Genomic DNA, 20,477 nt, shown 5'->3' with positions numbered 1-20,477 from the left:
CCCCATGTCAACCCCTTATCAACATAGTGGCCGCACCAGCCAGAAACGCCGGACTTTCGACGCCATCGTGGCAGCAGCCCGGCAAGCAGTAGCTGCAGGCGAAACTCCGACCGTTGATGGCACCGCGATAGCGGCTGGGGTCGCCCGGAGCACTGCGTATCGCTACTTTCCGAGCCAGCGCGAGCTTCTCGCGGCTGCCCACCCGGAAACTGTCTGGAAGTCTTTGCTGCCGGACGACGCACCGGAAGATCCGGCGGAGCGGCTGGACGCCGTCGTTCTGGAGTTCACCCGGTTGATCATCAACACCGAGGCCCAACAGCGAACCATGCTCAGGCTCTCACTGGACCGAAATCCGGCAAACTCGACGCTCCCACTGCGACAAGGTCGGGCGATCGCCTGGATCCAGGAAGCCCTAATTCCCCTTCAGGTTCAGGGCAGATTCTCCACCCCCGAGATCCATGCCCTAGCACTTGCGGTGCGCAGCGCGATCGGGATAGAAGCACTCATCTGGCTGACCGACATCGGCGGTCTCACGCGAGAGGAGGCCAGAGCGTCGATGTGCTGGTCAGCGCAGGCACTTCTGCAACATGCTCTCACCTCCGGGCCCCTGCCAACAACACAAATTTCGGCGGGTCCAATGGTTCAGGGAGAATCAGGTGCGTAACAATAACTGATACAGAACATGTGGCAGTTGTCGTTCAATTTAATGAGTTTCTAATAAGTCGGTGACATTCATCTAGGTTCCGTCCAATGGACCCAATCACCCGTCCTTGTCATTGACTGGACGGGCAATGAAGGCCGAAAATGTGGGTACGGCCGGGGTACCGCAAGAGTCCCATTGGGCTGGATTGCCAAGCCCGCTCATCATACACAAACCACTTGTGCGAATACTCGCAGCAGCGGTTCGAAGCGCCTTCTTGGTTTTCGAGCTGCATGCAAGCACAGTGTCACTTCTGGCTCAATCCTTGGTCCGCGCGAGTGCCGAGGATCTGGGAGAGAAGGGATTGGCGATTGTGGGTCTGGGACTTCGCGAAGATGGATTTGAGGTGATCCTGCACCGTTAGCTCCGACAGAAACATCCGCTGGGCAATGCGTTTTGTGTCGCTTCCGTCCGCGAGCATGCCCAGGAGCTCCCTCTCGCGGACACTCATGCCGTGTGTGAGGGCGAAGACCTCGAGGCGTTCCTCTGGCGAGCTGGTTTCAAGGGACACAGCAATCTGCCGTCCCATTCTCGCGGCGCGAGCGGTGATCCACGTCCCTTCTGCGAGGTGTACACGTGCGCGGGCCTCATGGGAATCGACCTTGTCTTCAACCGCAAGCAGCTGCGCTGCCGCGTTATAAACACTCGCCGGCACCGGCATCACGTCGCGGGCTGCAGGCAGGAGCATACGAAGCCACTCTTCCGCCGCACCTGTCTGACTGAACACCTCGAGGTTCTCCATGAGAACAAACACGACGGATCCGCCAGCGCGCCGGCGAGCCGGAGGTACGGAGGAAAAAGTGGCTGACTGACGCACGCGAAGTGCACTCGTCAACACCGGTGCAAGGTCTCGTAGAAAGGCAAGGTCTTGGTTATCGAATGCTGAGGAGCTGGTGCTGCGCCACAGGTCGAGAAACCCCCAGCAGCCGTAACGATCGACCATGACGATGGAGGCAACATCCGTCACCCCGTAGTCGTGCAGAACTTCCCTCCACAGGAGGCTTTTCGCCAGATCGCCACCCGTGGCCTCAACAAGCGACGCAGCGTCCACCCGGCGAGCTGCCAAATCAGTCCATCGATTGACTGGAGTCAAGTATTTGAACTTGATCAGGGCCGGTAGCTGACCCAACGCTGGAACATCCGCGTGCGGGTCAGAACCGACAGTGGTCACCGGATCAGTAAGCAACCACACGTGGGCGTCGAAATCGACCGCATGATGGAGTTCGCGCAACACATCAGTGCGAAACGTTCTGGCATCAGACGACTTAGTGCTGATGGAGTCGATCCGCTCCCGAACGGCGGCGCGTGTCAGGGCTGTGGCCATGTCTTGAGAATACGCCCAACAACTCCGGTCCGCGCCTCGAGATCGCAGCCGGCCACCGTTGGGAATATCCCAGAGAACTGGGATGGTTGCTGTCCGCGGCGGCGCGTACGCTCAAAACACGCACCTAAGAGAAAGTAAAGATCATGCCCATTCTGAGGATTGAACATCCAACCCAAAATTTCGCCACCTGGAAGGCCGCGTTCGACCGGGACCCCGCCAATCGAAGCAAAGCAGGCGTGCAGCGATACTCCATCCACCAACCCGTCGACAACCCGAACTACGTGCTCATAGATCTGGAATTTGAGACGGTCAATCAAGCTGAGCTGCTGCTGGCCACGATGAAACAAGTGTGGAGCTCCGGTGCTGCTGGCCCCGCGCTCGGCGGCGAGCCACGAACGCAAATACTCGAGACCAAGGAAGTCAAGCAAATCGTGGAATGACGCTCCCCCGCCGTAAGGCGATCCGCTTTGAATGCGGAAGTGATCTGCATGGCCAAGAACCATGTCAGACTCCGTGGCGTCCGGTCAGCACCGGGCAGAAGCGCCCGTGGCTGCGCTCCGCGCAGGTGCCCGCGCCTACGTGGCTTGGTCCCTAGCCAACCCCGTGGCAGCCCAATTGCTGAACTGGCGCCCCGTGCCCGGATTCGAACCCTCACCCGAGGCTTCCTCAGCCAGCCGCGCCATGATCGAAGACGCCAGGCGACTGTTGGCGTTCACCGTCCAAGAAGGCTGGCTGGATCCTGCTGCTGCCAGCGACGAGGCCCTTTTGCTCCTCACCTCTGTAATTGCTGGCATCGTCTCCCAGCAACTGGCCAACGAGCCTTCTGCGGATCCAGCATCGGGGCGGTTCGCGCGCTTGGTCGACCCTGCCGTGAGCATGTGGCTGGAATATTACGCATTAAGGAAAGAATCATGAGCTCCCTGACAATCTCCGCAACCGATATCCCCGCAACCAACCGACTCGAGGCAGCCTCCGGCTACACTGCGGTCATGTCCGGACTGGCCAAACAACTGGATGCCCTCTCCCCCGCCGACTGGGGCACAGCAACGGACTGCACCGGATGGAGCGTCAGGGATATGGCGGCCCATTTTCTGGGTGCGCAGGAAGACCTCACCAGCATCCGCCGGACGTTGCAGCGACGACGGATCGGCCGCCAGCACTACCGACGGCTGTCGCCCCTGGATGCCGCCAACCAGCAACAAATTGACGACCATTCCTCCGACACTACCAACGACGTCGTGGCATGCTACCTGGCCAACATCCCGAAGGTGGCGCGCAGGGTGGCAACGTTTCCGACCCTGCTGAGCGGGGTGCCCGTGGATAAAACCATGGCACCAGGCGGGCTGCCCCTGCGGATCGGCTATCTGTACGCCACGATCTACCTGCGTGATTCATGGATGCACAGCATTGACATCGCCCGGGCCACAGGTGTCCCCCGGGCGTCCACGGAAGCGGACGGAATGGTGGTGGGACAGATCCTGCGCGACGTGTCCGTGGTCTGGTCAGATGGACCCCACATCGAGCTAGAACTAACAGGCGAGGTCTGCGGGACGTGGCGGCTTGGCCTTGCGAACAGCAATCCAATCCGGATTACTGCTAACGGAGTGGATTTTTGCCGGCGCCTCTCGGGACGCCTGCCGGACACCAAACTGACCCTGGTGGCCGGGGAGCAGGCCGTGCCGGCTCGGCTGGAGGCATTGCGCATCTTGTTCTAAAGCGGGACGAGCGGTGGGCGATGCTGGCAAACTTCCCAGGTAACTGCACCGTCGAAAATGAGTATTATGGCAGACACGCAGGTTTTTTCCTGCCGTGGTTCCGCGAAGCTTGCGGGTGGAAGGAGTCCTTATGGACATGCGCTTGGAATTGGTTCCGCTGCCTTCAACGGATGTGGACCGCAGCAAAGCGTTCTACATTGATCAGGTCGGTTTCCTTCTGGACCACGACGTTGAGCCGGGCAATGGCATGCGCGTGATCCAGCTGACACCGCCGGGATCAGCGTGTTCCATCGTCATTGGTGTGGGCATCAGCGACCCCCAGGGCGCACGCGTACAAGGGTTGCATTTAGTGGTGGATGATCTTGACGCCGTCCGCCGGATGCTTCTCGGCAACGGGGTGCAGGTGTCTGCGGTCTCCGACATGGGCGGGGGCGTTCACTACGCGTACTTCAGCGATCCCGACGGCAACTCTTGGGCCCTGCAACAAATCTCCCGGTGACTGGATGGGGTGATCCAGCCGTTTTTAAGGCCCCTCCGGGCCCAATGAACCGCCGTTCACTTGAGATGACCCCGGGGCTGGCTCTTTGAGTTCGACAAAGAACGCGTGGGTGTCCGTTTCCCCAATGTTTTCCCCGTAATGGTCTTGGGAAGACAGCCAACGTGCCACACCGGCAGGCATGTCCACATCGACGCTGTGTCCGTGGGAGGATAGCCGGCGACGGAACGTGCTGGCCGTGATCATCACGCTGTCAGGATGATGGTGCTCGATGGTCGAGTGCCCTGGCGTGTCCGTGTACTCGAGCACACGAACCCGGTCGTTCTCAAATACCACCCGATAGTTCTGCGGATTCGCCTCAACTGGATCCATCGCCATGGCCAGAGCATAACCCGCCACAACTTCCAGCAACAGAGGACACCGGACAATCCACGCATATTTTTCGATAACTTTGTCCACTGCGTTTGCAGGAACGATTCCGTCTCGACACGACTCTCCCCGCCAGCGCGGTCACTACTGAGTGGCCCGAACGGAATCATCATTATGATCCCCGAGGACCTAAAGAATGACTGACACCCAAAAGGCCCGATTAGCCAGGATTACTGGATCTCAGGGGCGGAAGATGGGCCGGTAAGGGTTTCGTGAATGGGCATCGGCATCCGCGGGGCTCTGGAGAGCCTTGCAGGCCACGATGGCATCAGCGAGGATGAGTGTAACGGCCCATCACACGAAGAAGGAGTCGATGCGATGACCAAGTATTTAATCTCGTTTCCCAGTGCCGCCATGGCTTTCCTTGGCGAAGACCTACAGGCCGTTTCGGACGCTACGCACGCGGTCGTTCAGGAGGCGAAGAACGCCGGTGCCTGGGTCTTTGGCGGCGGCATCGATGAAAGCATCCCACCCGTCATGGTCGACGGCGATGGGACCGTGCGAAAGGGCACCTACCCGCAAACCTCGCAGCTGGAGGGCGGCTACTCCGTGTTGGAGTTACCCTCCTACGATGTCGCCTTGGAGTGGGCCGCGAAGTTCGCTGTATCCTGCCGTTGCGCGCAGGAGGTACGCGCTTTCCACTTCGACCCTGCTAGCTAGGCCGGTTAAGCAATCATCATTGGCTAGGTTCGCGATCACGCCGTTCAGCGCTGCCTGCTGATGAGAGCGATTCCGAACGAGGCTCGTCCGCTGCGCCCATAATACTTGCGGACAATGACCACCCGGTCATACAGTCAACGTGACGGGTTGCACACCACGCGGGGGAGGCATTTGATGCTGAGGCAGGTCGCTGTGGGAGTTCTCGTTCACGAAAGTGAGTTCCTCCAGAGCAACACCGTGGCCGTCCAGGGCCGGGCCGGTGTGTTGCTCATCGACGCGGGTATAACGAGCGCTGAGATGGCCACCATTGCGAACGATCTTCAGGAGTTGGGCCAACCAGTTGTTGCGGGCTTTTCGACGCATCCGCATTGGGATCATGTGCTCTGGCACGCGATGTTCGGCGAGGTGCCCCGTTACGGTACAGCTCGCTGCGTGGCGTCCATCCACGATCTGCGCTCACACACGGACTGGAGGCCCGCGTAGCCCGTGTGCTACCGCCGGAGCTCGCCGAGGAGATCCCGATGGATCTGCTCGGTCTCATGACCGCTCTGCCCGCCGGAACCACGCAGATTCCCTGGGATGGCCCTAAAGTGCGAATCATCGAGCACCAAGCCCATGCCCCAGGCCATGCGGCACTGCTGATCAAGGAACGCGGCGTCCTCATCGCCGGCGACATGCTTTCGAACATCTTGATGCCGTTCCTTGATCTAGGGGCCGCGGATCCGATCCAGGAATACCTCTCCGCGCTCCTGTTGTTCGAGAGTGTGAGCGATGACGTGGTTGTCGTCATCCCCGGTCATGGCTCAGTCGCCGGATCGGAGCAGTTACGATCACGCATCACAGAGGATCGTGCGTATGTCGAGGCCCTCCGAGACGGCAGCGCTTTTGATGACCCACGGGTCGGTCCATCGGCCCCGTTGGACTGGCTGCCAGACGCACACAGACGGCAGGTACAGCAGCTCGCTCAAAAAGAACGGACCGAGACAGTCGAATAGCGGTCCCCTTCTTGCCATTTCTAGTTATCAGAACGTTTGCTTCTTCCTGAAGGAGCTGTCCACGTTGTAGTAGACCCAGTCGCCGGTGCGCTTGCCCGCGCGCCACAAACCTTCATCCATGAGAGCACCATTGTCATGCCATCGTTGCCAAAGTCCATGCTGCTTGCCATCCACGAAAGTACCTTTTTGGAGCAGCTCCCCGTTTTCTCGCCACCACGTCCAGCCCCCGTCAAACTCGCCCTCCACGAAGTTGCCTTCGGCTTTAAGCTGGCCATTGCGATACCAATTGCGCCACCTGCCGTGCTTCTTCCCGTCAAGCATTGGGCCTTCACCCATCAGTTTTCCGTCTTTATAGGTCTCTCGCTGAATCTCTGCCATAGTCCCTCCGTTACCGTCCTCGTTCGCCCTAGTTGCACCTTTGACGAATCAAAATTAAGAGTTATCTTGTTCCGACACGATGGCGTGTGCCCGCAACGTATCCCTAGAGTGTCGCTTGCCAGATTCACGTTCTGAGAACGCCCCCCACACCATGATTCCAAGACACGAAGCGCCCCATAACCCGAGCCACGCACCTAATTTATTTCCGACTCCGCTTGTGACTGGAACCTGTGTGGCAAGCATTGGGGACCAAAATTCGCGAATTAATATTCTCGGCTGCCGAAGCAGCGACTCCACAGCTTATTGACGGACGGCGTCTACTCACGGGTTGGTCAAGAAGATCCTTGAGCTGCCCACCTGCCAGTACCGGGACCTGTGCCCGGAAAACCTCTTGCTGGAACCTCTAAGAACCGGACACGGATAGTTTCTGCAATCGGCCCTGATTCATCGAGAGCTCAAGCCGCCTGCGTCGGATTGATCTTGGATCTCATGGACTCAACCGCCCCTCACGTCGGCTATGCTTTTTCGGAAACCGCTCCCGCCAGTTGCTCAAGTCCTTTTTCAAAGTCGTTGCCCACTAACTTGTCCATGCTTACGAAGAGCATGAATAACCTGTTGAAGCCTTTGCTTTCCCCCGTCATAGTCCAGGTGACACGCGTTCCGGGTCCCTCAGAGGCAAAGGTAAAAATCGTCGGGTTGAGGGCCTTCATCGGCTTGGTAAATTCCAGCCGGATCGTGATCGCGGCGGGCGTGGCATCGGTAATCTCCATCGTTCCAGCACCAGCCTTACCTTTACCTTTCCACGCATACTTGGCCCCCACACCGGTGGCGGGACCTTGGTAGCTACGTTCCATCGTTGAGTCGATGCTTTCCCACGGCGACCACTTAGTCCATTCATGGAAGTTTTCAACTAGCGGGTAAATGGCTTCAGCCGGTGCCGGGATGACCGTGCTGCGTTCAACGCGAAAAGTGGACATACGCCCATGCTATAGAACCGGCAACCGTAGGAGGAGGTGATTGTGCAATTTTCCAAAACTCACACTCCATGAGAGCACTACATCTGGCGGAGTGCCAATCATGCCCGCAGCAACCCTCACGTGGACCAGCCCATCTGCGTCTCTTTATTTTCTTCCAATTCACAAGTCGGCTCCGCACAGTGAAGGACATCAACGCCCGGAGCGCAACGAGTCAAGTATCAACCCGGTCGGCCTCCACGGTATCTTTAGCGTATGTCCACGAAGCTGAGCAATGACCCGGCACTGTTCGATCCGGTCGAGAAGTTCCTTTCTACCGTCACCAATGTACGCAGGCTCTCAGATGCGCGGAAGATTATCGAGATCATGCGCCAAGTTTCTGGTGAGGAACCAGCGATGTGGGGAACATCAATAATCGGGTTTGGTAGCTACCACTACCGCTACGCCTCTGGCCATGAGGGTGACTCACTGGTTATTGGACTGTCACCGAGGTCAGCAGCAATGTCGGTTTACGGGCTCTACAACGCCTATGATCCGATCCGCGTTTCGAGAAGCTAGGCCCCCATCGGGTGGGGAAAAGTTGCCTGTATATCAACCGTTTAGACGGGATCGACCGTGAACTGTTCGAAACAATCGTCCGAGATTCCTGGGCACGCCAAGGTGTGCCCAGCGAATGAATCACGATGAGTGATTCGCTAGAGCCAGCTACGGGTTCCATAGCAACGATGCGCTGCAATTTACCCAATGACCCCAGTGGCTGAAAAACCGGTGGGACAGACACAAACAGGCAGCGAATTTGATGAGTTTGTAATGAGTTAGCTTGGAATGCCTCTTTTCGAAGCCCCTCCTCCAAACAAAGACGGCAGGTCAGCGGCGCCGGCCGGCCCCCTGACAGGTTCGACCCTACGACCGTACTAATCTCTGGCTGTACCCGCGCACTGCGCATGGGATGTGGGCTACCCAAGTTCAGGTGGGGCACGGCTGGACTGCGATCAACACCACTTTCTAGAGATTCATCTGAGCGAAGCGGCCAATGGTGCGCCATTCGATCGAACAGCCTGGTGTATGTCAGGCGAGCAAGACTTCACCGTCACTGTGGATGATTGAACAGTCAGCCCGCCCGGGTCATCTTGGGGTTAGTGCGTCCTTTAGGCTCGGGCTGAGTCCGGGTGGAACGTCTACCTCGACTGCGAGGGCGTGCAGGGCGCGGCTGAAATAGTTGCGAATGGAGGCTGCCAAGGCGATGTCTACGATCTCACGATCGCTGAAGCCTACCTCCCGAAGCCGCAGGCTATCGGCATCGGTCATAGACGCCGAGTCCTGACTGAGTTTTTTGGCGAAGTCCATCAGCGCCACTTCCGCTACGCTCAATTGCGCGTCGTGGAAGTCGCAGGCGATGAGGCGTAGTTGTTCCTCTTTGAACAGTTTTAGTGACTTACGGCCGTGCGCGTACCGGCACGCCTGCGAGCCCACAGCGTCAGCGGCGGCCAGCGTTGCGAGCTCGAATCGGCGCACACCAAGCTGCGACACAATGGCAGCCACCAGCTGCTGGAAGGCGCGGGAGGCCTCGGGGTTGGTGGCCATCAAGCGGGTGTGGCTCGGCACGTAGCCAAGATCCGCCAACTCGGGGCCATACAGGTCGGCCACGGCCTCGTCGGATGGGTCGGGGGTGTTAATGATGGACATGGCAGATCCTTCTTTCGATCTCCTGCAATTGTTTCACCATAGGGTTGCGAGCGGTAGGGCGAGTTGCCGCACTGAACAGCTGCTTCGTTGAACTTGGGCAAGGCAGCACTCGCTCCAGGAATTGAGGCGGATGCCTCACGCCACGGTGCAGGTTCCGGAACGATACTGGGTGCATGAAAACTACACCACGGCAATCAGTCACTTCAGCTGCAGCGGGCCCACGACTCGTCCAAGGGTCCGACGAACGATTCACCGGGTACGGGGTGATGGGAGTGCCCTACGCCAGCGGTCACTACCTAGTCCTTCGGGACATGCTGGCGAGCTCACTGGGTACGGCGTACCGGGCGATCTGGCATCGCGATCCTACCGGACGGTGGACTATCTTCACCACAGCAGATCCGGCTGTTAGTTGTCCTCGCTACTTCGGCTCCGTGGCCGAGGTCGAGCAAGTCCCCGCAATAGAGGTCAGGTGGCGGGACGACTGGAGCGTCCACGTCACCATGGGCACCCGCCTCTCGTGGCGGCTAGCCCTGAAGGCGACATCGGCGACCCGTGCAATGACGACGATGGGTGCCGTGATGCCGCAGCGGGCATGGAACAGTGACGCTGTGCTGGGCTCGATGGGTCCGATGGCGGGCGGTGTTCTACGCTCCGGGCGGGTCCGGCTGCACGGGCGCACCCCCAACGGCCAAGGGTTCAAAGCAGCACCACTTCAAGTGTGGCGAGTCATCGACGGAGACGCCGAGTTGGACGGAACGCCTCTGGGTGACCTGGGCCCGTTGACGGAACAATCCCGGCTCGGCGACTTTTGGCTTCCCCAGCGGGGCCTGTTCTTCGTTGGCCAGGCACGGTTCACCGCCTCGGCGGACACTGCAACCACGAATGACTGAACACGCAAATACACCTCCCCAGGGGCCTGGAAATGTGATCTGGATCCGAACGTTACTGGAGAACTGAGATGAACTTCGAACTCCCGGTGGAGTTGCACGGACGTAGAATGAACCATGACGAGTCCGGTGAAAAACGGAGGCGAAGTTCTTCCCCGGCGGGTGGACGTGCTGGCCGGGCTCTCCGTCGCGATCGACCTTGGCCTCGGCCAACCCGCCGAACATATGCTTCGCTCGGCGACGATCGCCTGCCGCCTTGCCAGCCGACTCGGGTTGGACCGTGAGCAGCTCAGCACTGTTTATTACACCACTTTGGTGATGTGGATTGGGTGTCACGCTGACTCCCAGGAGTACGCCCAATGGTTTGGTGACGACATCGCGGTCCGGCGCGAATCCTATTTCGTCGATTGGTCCGGCATGCCCTACATGCTTTTCCTGTTTGGCAATGTGGGCAAGGGTGAACCGCTTCCGCAGCGGCTGAAGATAATGGGCGCGCTGTTCCGGGACGCCCGCGGACAGCTGGGGAAACTGATTCACTCACACTGCACGTCGGCGGCAGTCTTGGCTGAGCATATCGGCCTGTCACAGGCGGTTGCCAACGCACTTGCCTACACTTTCGAACGGTACGACGGCGGCGGGCTCCCGGTGGGTGTTTCAGGAGAAGCGATCCCGATCGAGATGAGGATCGCGCAGTTTGCTGACACGGCGGAGGTGCATTACAGGCTGTACGGACTCGAGGCGGTGGCGGCGATGGCCCGCAGCAGGCGCGGGGGTCACTTTGACCCTGCCGTAGTTGATGCCGTTCTTGCCTCCCCTGAAGGGATCTTTGCTGCTGCTCCCGAGGGGGATGTGTGGAAGGAAGCCTTGGGCTATGCGCCGGACCCGGAGGTGCGGCTCACCAACGACGGTGTTGACCGGCTGGTCTGCGCGATCGGTGACTTCGTCGATCTCAAGTGCCCGTTCACGCTGGGCCACTCACGGGCCGTGGCGACACTCTCAGAGTCGGCCGGAGAACTGCTCGGCCTCGGCACCGGGGAGGTCCGCACGCTGGTGCAGGCTGGACACTTGCATGATCTCGGCAGGCTCGGCGTTTCCAACCACGTGTGGTCAAAACCCGGGAAGTTGAGTCCCTCGGAGTGGGAGCGAGTGCGGATGCACCCCTACCTGACCGAGCGTGTGCTGGATCGGATTCCAGGGCTGGCCGACGTGCGCACGCTCGCTCGCGCACACCATGAGTATCTCGACGGCACCGGGTACCCACTCGGGGCCGGGGGTTCGATGCTTGGGCGCAGCGAGCGTATCCTGGCCGCTGCCGTCGCGTACCAGTCAGCGCTGGAGCCACGGCCCTACCGCGAACCGATGAACCCCGAGCGGGCAAAGATGCGCCTGCTTACCAAGAGCGCGTCCGGGGCGCTCGATCCCGAGTGTGTGGACGCGATCCTCAGCGTCGCCGGGCACCACACGCCCAAACTTCGACGCGATGACCTGCTCACCGCACGTGAACGCGAGGTGCTTGGACTGGTCGCACGTGGATTCTCCAACCGCCAGATCGCCAACCGGTTGTTCCTGAGTGAGAAGACAGTGCGCAACCACGTTGAGCGGACCTACGCGAAGATCGGGGCGAGTAACAGGGTCGGAGCCAGCCTCTATGCGCTCCAGCACGGCCTCGTGGCGCCACTGGGCGAAGCAGACGTAGAATCATGAAATTAACCAGCAGCTCAGCGAAGGCCCGGGATTGGTGCAGGGGTGGCACTGGCTGGTTGGGTCGCTAGACGTGAGAGGTCAACACGGTTGGCGGCACCGGTTTTGCGCAGCAGGTTGGAGATGTGTGAGCTCACCGTCTTCTCGCTGATCACCAGGTCCCGTGCGATTTCACTATAGGTTCGTCCGGCGATGACGTAGTGAAGGATTTCCCGTTCGCGCTGGGTGAGCCCGGGGAGCTCGGCGTAGATCCCTGATGGTGTCATGGTAGCTGGCACGGTGATGTTGATGCGGGCCTGGGTAGCAAATGCAAGTAGCTGGGCGCGGATGGGTTCGGCCTGAAGTTCCTCGGTGAGCGCCAGACCGCGGCGCAGGAAGGACTTGGCCAGATCGCGTTGGCTGTGTCCGTGCAACAGCATCGATTCCACCGCCCGACAACAGCAGTAGGCCTCTTCCCACAAAAGCGTGGCTGCCCCGCAGGCGTCGGCGCAACGCATCCAATCTGTGGCATTGCTGGGGCTTTCACGGGCGCGGCCCACCTCGGCGCTGTAGAGCAGGTTGAATGCTGCCACCTGCCGTTCATAGAACGCGGTACAGTCGCCAGGTTCCCTGAGCACGGCCGGAAAGCGACGCACCAGCTCGTCGATGAGGACCATAATGGTGTCAGTGGGGGCCGAAGCATCGTGGGCCGCCTGGACTTGATCTGCCAGTGATCTGGCGGCAAGGGGAACAAGCCATTCGCACATGGTCGGCTTCATGCTAGTGGCGGTGGCGCCATTCATCGCCGCAGCGTAAGCAGCCTCGGGGAAGCCTCCCCCTAGGAAGACCTCAGCCCGAATGGCATCGAAGTCCAAATTGAGGAAGTCCGAAAAGTGTTCATAAAGTTCCTCGGCCCGTGCCAGGTGGGCTTGCGCTTCGCCCTGCCGGCCTTGCCAGAGGGCAAGTCGGGCGGCGCACAGCCGGGCTCCAACATCGCCCATGGTGCCGGGGTCCGAGCCCAGCGCCACTCGCAGCGCCCGCTCACAGTCGCGCCAACGGCCAATAGCCAGGTAGCTGCCCGCCTCGTCGGTGGCGAGCTTGGCAATGTACAGGTGCGGGGCTCCGAGCTCAGTCAGCTGGTGCCGGCCTGCCCGCATAAGGTCTGCAAAGCGCTGACTACTCCACGTCTCGGTGGCATTGGCATGCCAGAGCGTGGCGTGGACAAAACCCCAGAAGTCCCGGGCCTGCGCAGCGGCCGCCATCGCCTCGAGCCCCCAAGCCAGATCCGACGGTGAGTTACCTTCGATCACCGAGCCCATGACATTTGCCGTTAGTGCATAAGACAGAGCATGGGGGTTGCCGGCCGCGCGGGCAATGGCGAGCGCCCGGGTTGCGTTGCTTCTGGCCTCGGGATCGTTTTTCCACAGCTCGACGTGGGCAAGTTCAGCCAGTGCCAGTGCGTATTGCCAACTGGACGGGTCTGCGCTGGCGTGCCGGAGTGCCTGGCGCATATCCTCCACGGTCATAAAGGACCGTCCCGTAGAGAAGAGCAGGTGTGTCCGGCGCACCAGCAGTTCCGCTACATCCAGGGGCTGGAGGCCAGCGTCGGTCCTTGCTAGTAGTTCCTGTACCGCTGTCAGTTCCACTTCCAGCGCCCCTGTCTTCTCTGCGGCAACGCGCAGCATGGACCACAACTCCAGCTCGCTTTCCTGCGCCTCTGGCACCGTATGACGAAGTTCGACGGCGCGGCGGAGCAGGCGCAGCATCTCTGTCACACCTCCGGCATCCCCGGCAGCAGTGGAAGCGCACAGGGCCCACCGGTACGCCTCGGCAATGTGACCTGCGCTGTAATGGTGGTCCGCCAGCGCCACCAGTGACTCAAAGTCCGGTGTATTCTCAGCGTTGATCTGGTCCTGTTGGTGGGCGGCGAATGCTGCGTGCCACCGTTGCCGCCCGTCCGCGTCTTGCTCCTGTTCAAGGACCTCGACGATCAGCGGATGGTGAAACCACCAGTGCGTTCCGTCCGCGCCGCACTCCGCGATTCCCGCCTCGGCTGCCTCTTTCAGAAGCGTAAGGACGCTCTGCTGGTCTCTTTGTGGATGTGCGACGGTGGCGAGGTCCCGGGCGCGTATTGGCCGGCCACCAACAGCCATGAGCGCGGTGAGCTGCCGGGCTTCGAGGGAAAGGCTCCGCCAAGACCGCAGGACCGCAGCTCTCAGGTCCAGCGGCAGCTTCGGAGGCAGGTGCCGGGCCTCCGGCCGAATGCCCGAGACCAATAGGCGGTTCAGGTAGGGATTTCCGGCGGTGTGGGTGAAGATTTCCTGCAGCAAGCTCTGGTGCGGAGGAGCACCCAGCAGATTCGAGATTTGGGCTCCGGTGCCCAAACGGTCTAAGGGTCCCAGTTCCATCCAATGGATTCGAGGCAGGCGTCGGATGTCGGCGAGCCAGCGCTGCAACAGGTGCCCTTCGCCGACCTCGCCGCTGCGCAAGGTGGCGATAATGCCCAGACGCCGTTCGGGCGGCCCGGCGATCAGGTACATCAGCACATCCAGAGTGCTTTGGTCCACCCACTGCAGATCGTCTATCACCAAAACCACCGGCCGGAGCACGCAGAGGCCCTCCAGCCAGTCGTCAATCAAGCCCGGCACGTCCTGGAGCCCCTCCCCGGCTGTTCTCAGCGTGGGGTAAGCAACGCCGTCGAACGTGGGGGCCCGGCGAAACGCCGATCGAAGGGCCAAGAACGGGACCGTCATTGACGCCAACGGCAGGCAAGCCCCGGCGAGAACCCAGGCTTGGGAGTGGAGTGCAGCGCAGGCGCGTTGCACAAGGGCCGTCTTTCCGACCCCAGGGTCTCCGGAGACCACCAGTGTTCCTGCCGTCCCGGCGCAGACGTTGGCCAGAAATGCGTCTACCGCAGCTAGTTCCGTTGCCCGGCCCACCAGGTCGGGATTAATCGCCTCCACGTTTTGGCTCACCTCACAAGTTTCCCACAACCTCCCCAAACGGGAAGGAATCTGAGGGTTTTCGTTGAGTTTCTCAGGGGGAAGCCACGATGCGCCTAGGGCGGTCCGGGGAGGACCGTAGAGGTATCGGAAATACACTCAATGAAAGGCAAGACCATGAAGACAACACACCGGGCATTGCGGCCGGCGAGCATTGCAATCGCCGCCGTGCTGATGGCCGTCACCGTCCCAGCCCCGGCAAATGCTCGCCCGGATCCAGGTACATTGGAAGGGACTGTGACAGTTGTAACCAACCACCACTGCAAGCAAACCAGAATCGGAACTCAATTTGTCCGCTGCGACGCTCTCACCGGCGCAGGGACCGCTGCCCCGTCTTGGGTCCCGGAGAGCTAAGCAATCCCGCACCCCTCCGGCGGTGGTCTTCACCGGCCACGCCTGGCGGGCGCAGGATCGTTAACTTGTTGTCTCGGCGTCTTTCTGCCCATGGCGAGGCAGCTAGTCCATCGACATATTTGTGGCCCGCAGAATGGAGTGCCGGATCAATTGAGACAATAGCTGCGTAGGAAGCTATGTGCAACAACGATCCATGTCTTGGCGCGGATCAGCTGGCACGAACAGAAGACCGGAAATGCGGACTCTGAACGAAAGCCCCCGCCCAAGGGCGCCGTACAGTGTGCGCGGTTCCATGGCCTCGTCAAGCAAATTCATCCACACTCATGAAGTCAGCCACAACGCCGAGCCGTGCAAACGGTTGAACGATGCCAACAAAGTGCGCCTACGCGCTTCAAAGGCTGGAAAGCCGCGCCTCGGGGTGAGCCGGTTGCTGATCGGCAGGTCCAGCGCAGCGAGAAGCCCAAGACTGGGCGAAGCGCAAACTCTGGCACGCTCGGGCCATAACCATACACACAACGTATCCGGCTAACGGTGGAATTCTAGGGTGGGCCAACAAATCCCTGATCAGCGCATGAATCGAAAACACCACGAAAGCGAGGGCGGGCAACGTCAAATAGTGCCCCGGGACGTACCTAAACCGATTCCGGCCTGGGTTCAACTTAATGTGTTTTTAATGAGTCCAGTCCGAACGACTCATTTCGAGGGTCCTCCCCCACAGCAAAACCGCAGGTCAGCGGCGCATACCCCACCCTAGTGACCGATTCCAACCGACGACCTTTGCGTTCGAACGCACATGGCCTTTAAACGCGCAATGACGGGGCGGAAACCCACCCCGCCACTGCGAAAACCCTGTAAATCCGGGCTTTTTGGCCCCGAAAAAACTCGAGGGCCCCTATCAGATTTGAACCGACGACGGTTGCAATCTATGGGGTCAATATCCCTGAAATAAGCCCATTTCGCGGCAAAAACGCCCACCATTCGGGGCTATTGGCAACTACCGACCACCAATGGGCCTCCTATGGGATTCGAACCCATGACCCCCGCTGTCGACTCGATCGACCAATTCGAGTTGTCAAAAGCCGTTCCTGGCCTTTGGCAGTGCGACGGATTCATAACAATGGATGGTACTGAAGAGGCGGCAGTTGTCGCCCAATTTAATGAGTTTCTAATGAGTCGGTCATATTCACCCACCATTGCAGCCCACGCCGGCCACGCTGAATCCCGTGCCGCCCGTGTCCTTCTGCCTCTGACTATTGGGATACGTGGACCAAGCCCCGTGGATGCCCCAAACATGTAACGGCGAGTTCGCGTCAAGTACCCATCAAGTACCACGAACCGTGCATTCATGTGGTTTTTCAGCGGAAAAAGAACCAAAATGCTGGCTAAGAACCCGGCCAGTCAAGTACCCATCAAGTAAAGATTCAACTCATTGCGCCCGAGCTCGCCATGGAACCGAAAACTACATACCTGAATTGGTGACCCCTCCCGAGGCCCACTCAGGTACATAACGTCGTAGCTTAGGTGCAGCATCTGCGTCGAACGGTGCGATGACTCCAACAGCTACAGCTTCTCTGATCAGGCGCGAAGCCTGGGCACTGTTCTTAGGAGCGATACCAAATCGTTCTCTGACAGACGTGTTCGTCGTATGCTGGCGAGTCACGTACCGGAGACAGGCGTGGAGATAGATCGCTCGAACCCGATCATCCTTGTCCATCTTCGTTAAAGGCTGATGAGCGAATAGAACTACGCGGGTGTGATTCTCTGTTACCTCTACGAGCGGTGCCGGTAGCTGGTGGTACTCAGTTTGGAACACGATCTTGTCCCAACCGCTTCCCCGCTCTTCACAGATTCCTGTCCTTCGCATGACGGAGGCCAGCGCTTCATTCCTTGACTGGGGAGGTGTATCTACAAACCGTTTGGGATCCATCAGAGGAATGCCGGGGCTTGTGAACTCAATTCGATCGTCGAAAATCTCAAACATGGGTCCCGATCCGCCGACGCTGAAATCTTGGTGGATGAGGGCGTTTGCCAGAATCTCTCGAATTGCAAGTGGCGGAAACATTGGAACGTCTTTTCGAATGGCCCTCCCGACGATCTCATTGGATGGAAGGAGTGCTTCGATGTATCCAACGAGTCCATCGAAGCCGCTTGCATAACCTCGGGCGCCTACTTGTTCTTTGAGCGTATCGATTCGGCCCACACCTTTGTATTGAATTACCCGTGCAGACTTTCTGGCCAGATTCTGAAAATCCGACAGGTTCTTCGCAAAAAGCAGCGCACCGAGGTTGGTGATATTCCACCCCCCGGAGGCAGAGAGTTCGATGAACTTCTCCGCGAAGAGGGCATTCAAAATTTCGTTCGGAGTGCCTGGCAACGGCTGGTCCATCAAGTCGAAGTAGGCGGGGTAGTCCAACATGCGGAGAACGTCATCAGCTCGGACATTTTCCAGGGCTACTAGCCGTTCAAACGGAGTCTGATCAAAAAGTCGCCAAAGTTCGCGCTCTTTTTGAGGGAACTCTTTGAGTTTTTTCTTGTAAGTCCCTATCCTGATGAATTCGGTATCCTGAAACCGAACAGGATGACCGTATGCGCGTTCAATTCGAAGAACAACAACATCTTGCTCCTGTACCTTGACACTGAAGAACTCGAAGTTGATTTTTGGGGTCACCATTCTCAGCAACCAATTTTCAACTTCTTCGTTGCCAATTTTCGCCTGACCGGGATTGAACGAAGTTCCCACGACGGAGTGGTCACCATCCCGTATCCCCCAAATCAAGTAGCCATACACTTGGCCGGCCATCGCCGCCGCGTTCGACAACGCCGAAATGTATTCGCCAATCAGCTGGGGGTCCTCGTTGTTCTCCTTGAACTCAACCCACTCAGTCTCAGACCTCCTGAAGTAGGCACTCGTTCGTTGTTGAAGTTTGTGTCTGGGTGAGTTGGTAGTTCAGGGTGCGGTGGTCGCCGGGGAGCCGGCTGGGTGTGTTGTTGAGTTCGGCGGTGAGCAGTTGAAGGGCTCGGGCGACGCGTGGGCTGTCGGGGCGTTCGAGGGTGATGGTGATGGATTTGGCGGTGTAGTTGATGGTGCCACCTTGGTGGAGCAGGTGTCGGGTGATGGCCCGGTATTCGTCCGGATCGTTGAGGTAGGCGTTGAGGCGGCCGGCGAGCCAGGCTTCGGCGTTGAACGCCAGTAGCCGCAGCACCATTTGCATGCTTCGGCGTTGAAGGTGGGGGCGGGCGAGTTGCGCGTCGGCGTTCAGCTCGTTCGCGGGGAGTTTGGCCCGGATGGGCTTGAGCGCCTTTTTGGCGTCGGCGAGGTCCTTGGTCGCGTCTTCGATGCGCCGGTGGATGCCGGGCAGGGAAGCATTCATCTGTTTCGGTGTGCCACCACCGGCGAGGAGCTGGGCCAGAGAGCGTTCGGCGTCAGCCAACGTGGTCTCGGCGGTTTTGACGGTTTTGCGGGCCGCGGTGCGGGCGGGGTTGGTGACCAGCCGGGTGTCGGTGTCAATATCCATCCCGTAGTCGGCGAGGGCGTCGATGCCGTTATGCTCTGCCGCGTATTTGAACATGTTCTCGATCCGCCAGCGGGAGCGCAGCCAGCACAGCAGGTCCGCCCCGGTGCCGGTCGTTTCGCTGGTAAGGACTTGGAGCACGGGTGCGCCGTGTTCGAAGAGCGTTAGTTGCCGTGCGTCCCCGTAACCCTTGATCGCCACGGTTTCATCGGCGAGGTCGACGCTGATGTCCTTGCCGTTGCGCATCGTCGCCGACGTTTCGGGCGTGGCGGTGGTTTCTACCAGGGGTGCACGGCGGTAGCTGATCCAGTGTGCGCCAGCGTCTCGGCAGGCAGTAAAGGCGACGGGGAATGCCCCGCCGCGGTCAAAGCCGAGCAGGATCGGCGCATCCGGTCCAATCACTTCCCTCAGTTGGGTGAGTACGCCGGGGAGGTTGGAGGCCAGCGACGTTGGCTCCCCGGAGCCAAAGACCACGGCCCGGCCGCGGGCATCGACCAGGACCGTGTCATCACGGCCCGGTTGGGCGTGGCGGCGTTTGGTGTTCCATCCCTTCGCCACCGGCTTCGCCCCGGCGTAGGGGACGAAGTGGTCATCAACGTAGTAGAGCGAATCCTCGGCCGGGTCGAAGGCGAGCATCCCGGCGGCGAAGGCCCGCTGCACAGCCAGTGGGTCGGAGGCGTCGGCCAAGGCGGACAGACGGGAGCGCAGGGTCGCCAGTTCCGGGACCATGGCGATCCCGGCAGTCGGGCCGAGTTCGCCCCGGCGCAGGTGCTTGAACCCCTCCACGGTGCCGGCCCCGAGCGCGAAGCCCAGTACCGCTGTCGTCAGCACGGACATGTTGTCATAACGGCGCCCCAGGGCGCCGGCCAGGGTCGCGAACGTCGCCTCGGCACCGACCCGGTCAAGGAACGCATGCAGCAGCATCGCCCCGGCATACCGGGAGAAGACCGTACCCGAATCGATGCGTGCGGTGGCCGCCTCAGAGCCACTGGCTTCGGGCCCCGGGGAGGCTTCCTCCGGTACAACGCCGGGGGCATCGTCCCCGTCGTGCCCGCCCGCGGGCCCGTCCGTGATTTCCCCCGCACCGTTGCCGGCACCGGCCGCCCCGGGCGCGGCGATCTCGAGTTCCTCCTGCGGGCTGATCACCCCGTGCCGGGCGAGCAGCTCGCTGATCACCGACCGTGCCACCTTGAGGCGGGCAGCGATCTCGGTCTGCGTCATGCCCTGCCCGGCCCACGTCCTGGCCCGGGCCACCTGCCGGTCACTGAGCTTGGGCGGACGCCCCCTACGGCGCACCAGCCCGGCCGAGCCCTCCGAACGAGCCCGGGCCCGCAACATCGACACGTACTGCGGGCTCAGCTCAAACAACTCCGCCGCCCGGCGGCACGCCACCCCGGCGTCCGTGACCGCGACCACCGCCAGATTGCGCATCCCCGCGTCGTCGCACTCATACAAGAACAGCACCCGCGTCCCGAGCAGGACCGTCGTCTGGCCCCGCGAATCCACCCGGCGAAGCACCGCCGGATCCGGCATTCCCGCAAACTCCAAAATCGACTCCGACATGCCTAAAACACTACCGGACGACTACAATAATTCAACGGATTTCCGACGGCATGTCGCCCGAAAAAACCCCGGAAACTAGGGGAACCCAGATCCTACTTCAGGAGGTCTGAGTCTCGTCCGGC

At 60.3% G+C, this 20,477-nt stretch carries 20 protein-coding genes and 1 pseudogene; 12 read left to right on the top strand and 9 right to left on the bottom strand.

Annotated elements, in window-relative coordinates:
• Positions 1-4: 4 nt before the first annotated feature.
• Entirely contained in the window at positions 5-664 is a 660-nt protein-coding gene (locus QMG25_RS15375) for a TetR/AcrR family transcriptional regulator (protein WP_283461770.1), read from the top strand.
• Between the two features lie 283 nt (positions 665-947).
• On the opposite strand, the gene QMG25_RS15370 is transcribed toward QMG25_RS15375, so the two are convergent.
• Positions 948-2,024, bottom strand: coding sequence for a helix-turn-helix transcriptional regulator (locus QMG25_RS15370; protein WP_283461768.1), 1,077 nt, complete (start codon positions 2,022-2,024; stop codon positions 948-950).
• 143 nt (positions 2,025-2,167) lie between these two features.
• On the opposite strand from QMG25_RS15370, the gene QMG25_RS15365 reads away from it, so the two are divergent.
• The 4 genes from QMG25_RS15365 (at position 2,168) to QMG25_RS15350 (ending at position 4,238) form a co-directional block, all read left to right on the top strand.
• Positions 2,168-2,464, top strand: a complete 297-nt coding sequence (locus QMG25_RS15365) for a hypothetical protein (protein ID WP_283461765.1) — start codon at positions 2,168-2,170, stop codon at positions 2,462-2,464.
• Between the two features lie 61 nt (positions 2,465-2,525).
• Positions 2,526-2,939, top strand: a complete 414-nt coding sequence (locus QMG25_RS15360) for a TetR-like C-terminal domain-containing protein (RefSeq protein ID WP_283461763.1) — start codon at positions 2,526-2,528, stop codon at positions 2,937-2,939.
• Positions 2,936-3,739: a maleylpyruvate isomerase family mycothiol-dependent enzyme gene (locus QMG25_RS15355; RefSeq protein ID WP_283461761.1), complete on the top strand. Its 804-nt coding sequence runs from the start codon at positions 2,936-2,938 to the stop codon at positions 3,737-3,739. Before QMG25_RS15360 ends, QMG25_RS15355 begins: the two co-directional genes overlap by 4 nt.
• A gap of 130 nt (positions 3,740-3,869) precedes the next feature.
• On the top strand, positions 3,870-4,238 hold the full coding sequence (locus QMG25_RS15350) for a VOC family protein (RefSeq protein WP_283461759.1): 369 nt from the start codon (positions 3,870-3,872) through the stop codon (positions 4,236-4,238).
• Positions 4,239-4,262: 24 nt separating this feature from the next.
• Here the strand turns inward: QMG25_RS15350 and QMG25_RS15345 are convergent, their stop codons facing one another.
• The gene (locus tag QMG25_RS15345) at positions 4,263-4,613 is read right to left on the bottom strand and encodes a cytoplasmic protein (RefSeq protein ID WP_283461756.1); all 351 of its coding nucleotides are present in this window, start codon (positions 4,611-4,613) and stop codon (positions 4,263-4,265) included.
• A 369-nt stretch (positions 4,614-4,982) separates the two neighbouring features.
• Between QMG25_RS15345 and QMG25_RS15340 the strand changes: the two genes are divergently transcribed.
• The 3 genes from QMG25_RS15340 to QMG25_RS15330 all read left to right on the top strand — a co-directional run bounded on the left by QMG25_RS15340 (position 4,983) and on the right by QMG25_RS15330 (position 6,319).
• The gene (locus QMG25_RS15340; RefSeq protein ID WP_283461754.1) at positions 4,983-5,324 is read left to right on the top strand and encodes a YciI family protein; all 342 of its coding nucleotides are present in this window, start codon (positions 4,983-4,985) and stop codon (positions 5,322-5,324) included.
• A 114-nt stretch (positions 5,325-5,438) separates the two neighbouring features.
• Positions 5,439-5,807: an MBL fold metallo-hydrolase gene (locus tag QMG25_RS15335; protein ID WP_349307147.1), complete on the top strand. Its 369-nt coding sequence runs from the start codon at positions 5,439-5,441 to the stop codon at positions 5,805-5,807.
• A 38-nt stretch (positions 5,808-5,845) separates the two neighbouring features.
• Positions 5,846-6,319 (top strand): MBL fold metallo-hydrolase, encoded by a 474-nt coding sequence (locus QMG25_RS15330; protein WP_283461750.1) that lies wholly within the window; start codon positions 5,846-5,848, stop codon positions 6,317-6,319.
• 27 nt (positions 6,320-6,346) lie between these two features.
• Here QMG25_RS15330 and QMG25_RS15325 read toward each other — a convergent pair whose 3' ends face one another.
• Entirely contained in the window at positions 6,347-6,697 is a 351-nt protein-coding gene (locus tag QMG25_RS15325; RefSeq protein WP_283461748.1) for a toxin-antitoxin system YwqK family antitoxin, read from the bottom strand.
• Between the two features lie 515 nt (positions 6,698-7,212).
• Positions 7,213-7,674, bottom strand: coding sequence for an SRPBCC family protein (locus tag QMG25_RS15320; RefSeq protein WP_283461746.1), 462 nt, complete (start codon positions 7,672-7,674; stop codon positions 7,213-7,215).
• 252 nt (positions 7,675-7,926) lie between these two features.
• Here QMG25_RS15320 and QMG25_RS15315 point away from each other — a divergent pair, with 252 nt between their 5' ends.
• Complete coding sequence (locus tag QMG25_RS15315; protein WP_283461744.1) at positions 7,927-8,229, top strand: hypothetical protein; 303 nt, start codon at positions 7,927-7,929, stop codon at positions 8,227-8,229.
• A 567-nt stretch (positions 8,230-8,796) separates the two neighbouring features.
• Here QMG25_RS15315 and QMG25_RS15310 read toward each other — a convergent pair.
• The gene (locus QMG25_RS15310; RefSeq protein WP_283461742.1) at positions 8,797-9,357 is read right to left on the bottom strand and encodes a carboxymuconolactone decarboxylase family protein; all 561 of its coding nucleotides are present in this window, start codon (positions 9,355-9,357) and stop codon (positions 8,797-8,799) included.
• Positions 9,358-9,530: 173 nt separating this feature from the next.
• Here QMG25_RS15310 and QMG25_RS15305 point away from each other — a divergent pair, with 173 nt between their 5' ends.
• Positions 9,531-10,247: a hypothetical protein gene (locus QMG25_RS15305; protein WP_283461740.1), complete on the top strand. Its 717-nt coding sequence runs from the start codon at positions 9,531-9,533 to the stop codon at positions 10,245-10,247.
• Between the two features lie 114 nt (positions 10,248-10,361).
• Positions 10,362-11,948 (top strand): HD domain-containing phosphohydrolase, encoded by a 1,587-nt coding sequence (locus tag QMG25_RS15300; protein ID WP_283461738.1) that lies wholly within the window; start codon positions 10,362-10,364, stop codon positions 11,946-11,948.
• A 14-nt stretch (positions 11,949-11,962) separates the two neighbouring features.
• On the opposite strand, the gene QMG25_RS15295 is transcribed toward QMG25_RS15300, so the two are convergent.
• The gene (locus QMG25_RS15295) at positions 11,963-14,899 is read right to left on the bottom strand and encodes a helix-turn-helix transcriptional regulator (protein WP_283461735.1); all 2,937 of its coding nucleotides are present in this window, start codon (positions 14,897-14,899) and stop codon (positions 11,963-11,965) included.
• A gap of 144 nt (positions 14,900-15,043) precedes the next feature.
• Here QMG25_RS15295 and QMG25_RS15290 point away from each other — a divergent pair, with 144 nt between their 5' ends.
• A complete protein-coding gene (locus QMG25_RS15290; protein WP_283461733.1) occupies positions 15,044-15,280 on the top strand; it encodes a hypothetical protein in 237 nt (78 codons plus the stop codon).
• 1,459 nt (positions 15,281-16,739) lie between these two features.
• Here QMG25_RS15290 and QMG25_RS15285 read toward each other — a convergent pair.
• From QMG25_RS15285 to QMG25_RS15275, 3 genes and pseudogenes are all read right to left on the bottom strand, one after another.
• Positions 16,740-17,261 carry an ATP-binding protein gene (locus tag QMG25_RS15285; RefSeq protein WP_283461797.1) on the bottom strand — a complete coding sequence of 174 codons (522 nt, stop codon included), beginning with the start codon at positions 17,259-17,261 and terminating at the stop codon, positions 16,740-16,742.
• 552 nt (positions 17,262-17,813) lie between these two features.
• Positions 17,814-18,155 (bottom strand): annotated as a pseudogene (locus QMG25_RS15280) (AlbA family DNA-binding domain-containing protein); the annotation flags it as partial.
• Between the two features lie 10 nt (positions 18,156-18,165).
• Positions 18,166-20,355: a helix-turn-helix domain-containing protein gene (locus QMG25_RS15275; protein ID WP_283461731.1), complete on the bottom strand. Its 2,190-nt coding sequence runs from the start codon at positions 20,353-20,355 to the stop codon at positions 18,166-18,168.
• Positions 20,356-20,477: the final 122 nt, after the last annotated feature.

Origin of the sequence: Arthrobacter sp. H35-D1 (genome assembly GCF_030063185.1) — a bacterium.
In the GTDB taxonomy this organism is placed as follows: domain Bacteria; phylum Actinomycetota; class Actinomycetes; order Actinomycetales; family Micrococcaceae; genus Specibacter.
The sequence above is the reverse complement of the archived record's forward strand: the minus strand, read 5'-3'. Positions and strand labels throughout refer to the sequence as shown.

Coding starts and splice junctions, on each gene's coding strand:
- QMG25_RS15350 (WP_283461759.1), top strand. CDS start 3,870: ATGGACATGCGCTTGGAATTGGTTCCGCTGCCTTCAACGGATGTGGAC.
- QMG25_RS15300 (WP_283461738.1), top strand. CDS start 10,362: ATGACGAGTCCGGTGAAAAACGGAGGCGAAGTTCTTCCCCGGCGGGTG.
- QMG25_RS15315 (WP_283461744.1), top strand. CDS start 7,927: ATGTCCACGAAGCTGAGCAATGACCCGGCACTGTTCGATCCGGTCGAG.
- QMG25_RS15320 (WP_283461746.1), bottom strand. CDS start 7,674: ATGTCCACTTTTCGCGTTGAACGCAGCACGGTCATCCCGGCACCGGCT.
- QMG25_RS15285 (WP_283461797.1), bottom strand. CDS start 17,261: ATGTTTGAGATTTTCGACGATCGAATTGAGTTCACAAGCCCCGGCATT.
- QMG25_RS15340 (WP_283461754.1), top strand. CDS start 4,983: ATGACCAAGTATTTAATCTCGTTTCCCAGTGCCGCCATGGCTTTCCTT.
- QMG25_RS15370 (WP_283461768.1), bottom strand. CDS start 2,024: ATGGCCACAGCCCTGACACGCGCCGCCGTTCGGGAGCGGATCGACTCC.
- QMG25_RS15275 (WP_283461731.1), bottom strand. CDS start 20,355: ATGTCGGAGTCGATTTTGGAGTTTGCGGGAATGCCGGATCCGGCGGTG.
- QMG25_RS15305 (WP_283461740.1), top strand. CDS start 9,531: ATGAAAACTACACCACGGCAATCAGTCACTTCAGCTGCAGCGGGCCCA.
- QMG25_RS15355 (WP_283461761.1), top strand. CDS start 2,936: ATGAGCTCCCTGACAATCTCCGCAACCGATATCCCCGCAACCAACCGA.
- QMG25_RS15345 (WP_283461756.1), bottom strand. CDS start 4,613: ATGGCGATGGATCCAGTTGAGGCGAATCCGCAGAACTATCGGGTGGTA.
- QMG25_RS15310 (WP_283461742.1), bottom strand. CDS start 9,357: ATGTCCATCATTAACACCCCCGACCCATCCGACGAGGCCGTGGCCGAC.
- QMG25_RS15360 (WP_283461763.1), top strand. CDS start 2,526: ATGTCAGACTCCGTGGCGTCCGGTCAGCACCGGGCAGAAGCGCCCGTG.
- QMG25_RS15325 (WP_283461748.1), bottom strand. CDS start 6,697: ATGGCAGAGATTCAGCGAGAGACCTATAAAGACGGAAAACTGATGGGT.
- QMG25_RS15330 (WP_283461750.1), top strand. CDS start 5,846: ATGGATCTGCTCGGTCTCATGACCGCTCTGCCCGCCGGAACCACGCAG.
- QMG25_RS15335 (WP_349307147.1), top strand. CDS start 5,439: ATGACCACCCGGTCATACAGTCAACGTGACGGGTTGCACACCACGCGG.
- QMG25_RS15290 (WP_283461733.1), top strand. CDS start 15,044: ATGAAGACAACACACCGGGCATTGCGGCCGGCGAGCATTGCAATCGCC.
- QMG25_RS15375 (WP_283461770.1), top strand. CDS start 5: ATGTCAACCCCTTATCAACATAGTGGCCGCACCAGCCAGAAACGCCGG.
- QMG25_RS15365 (WP_283461765.1), top strand. CDS start 2,168: ATGCCCATTCTGAGGATTGAACATCCAACCCAAAATTTCGCCACCTGG.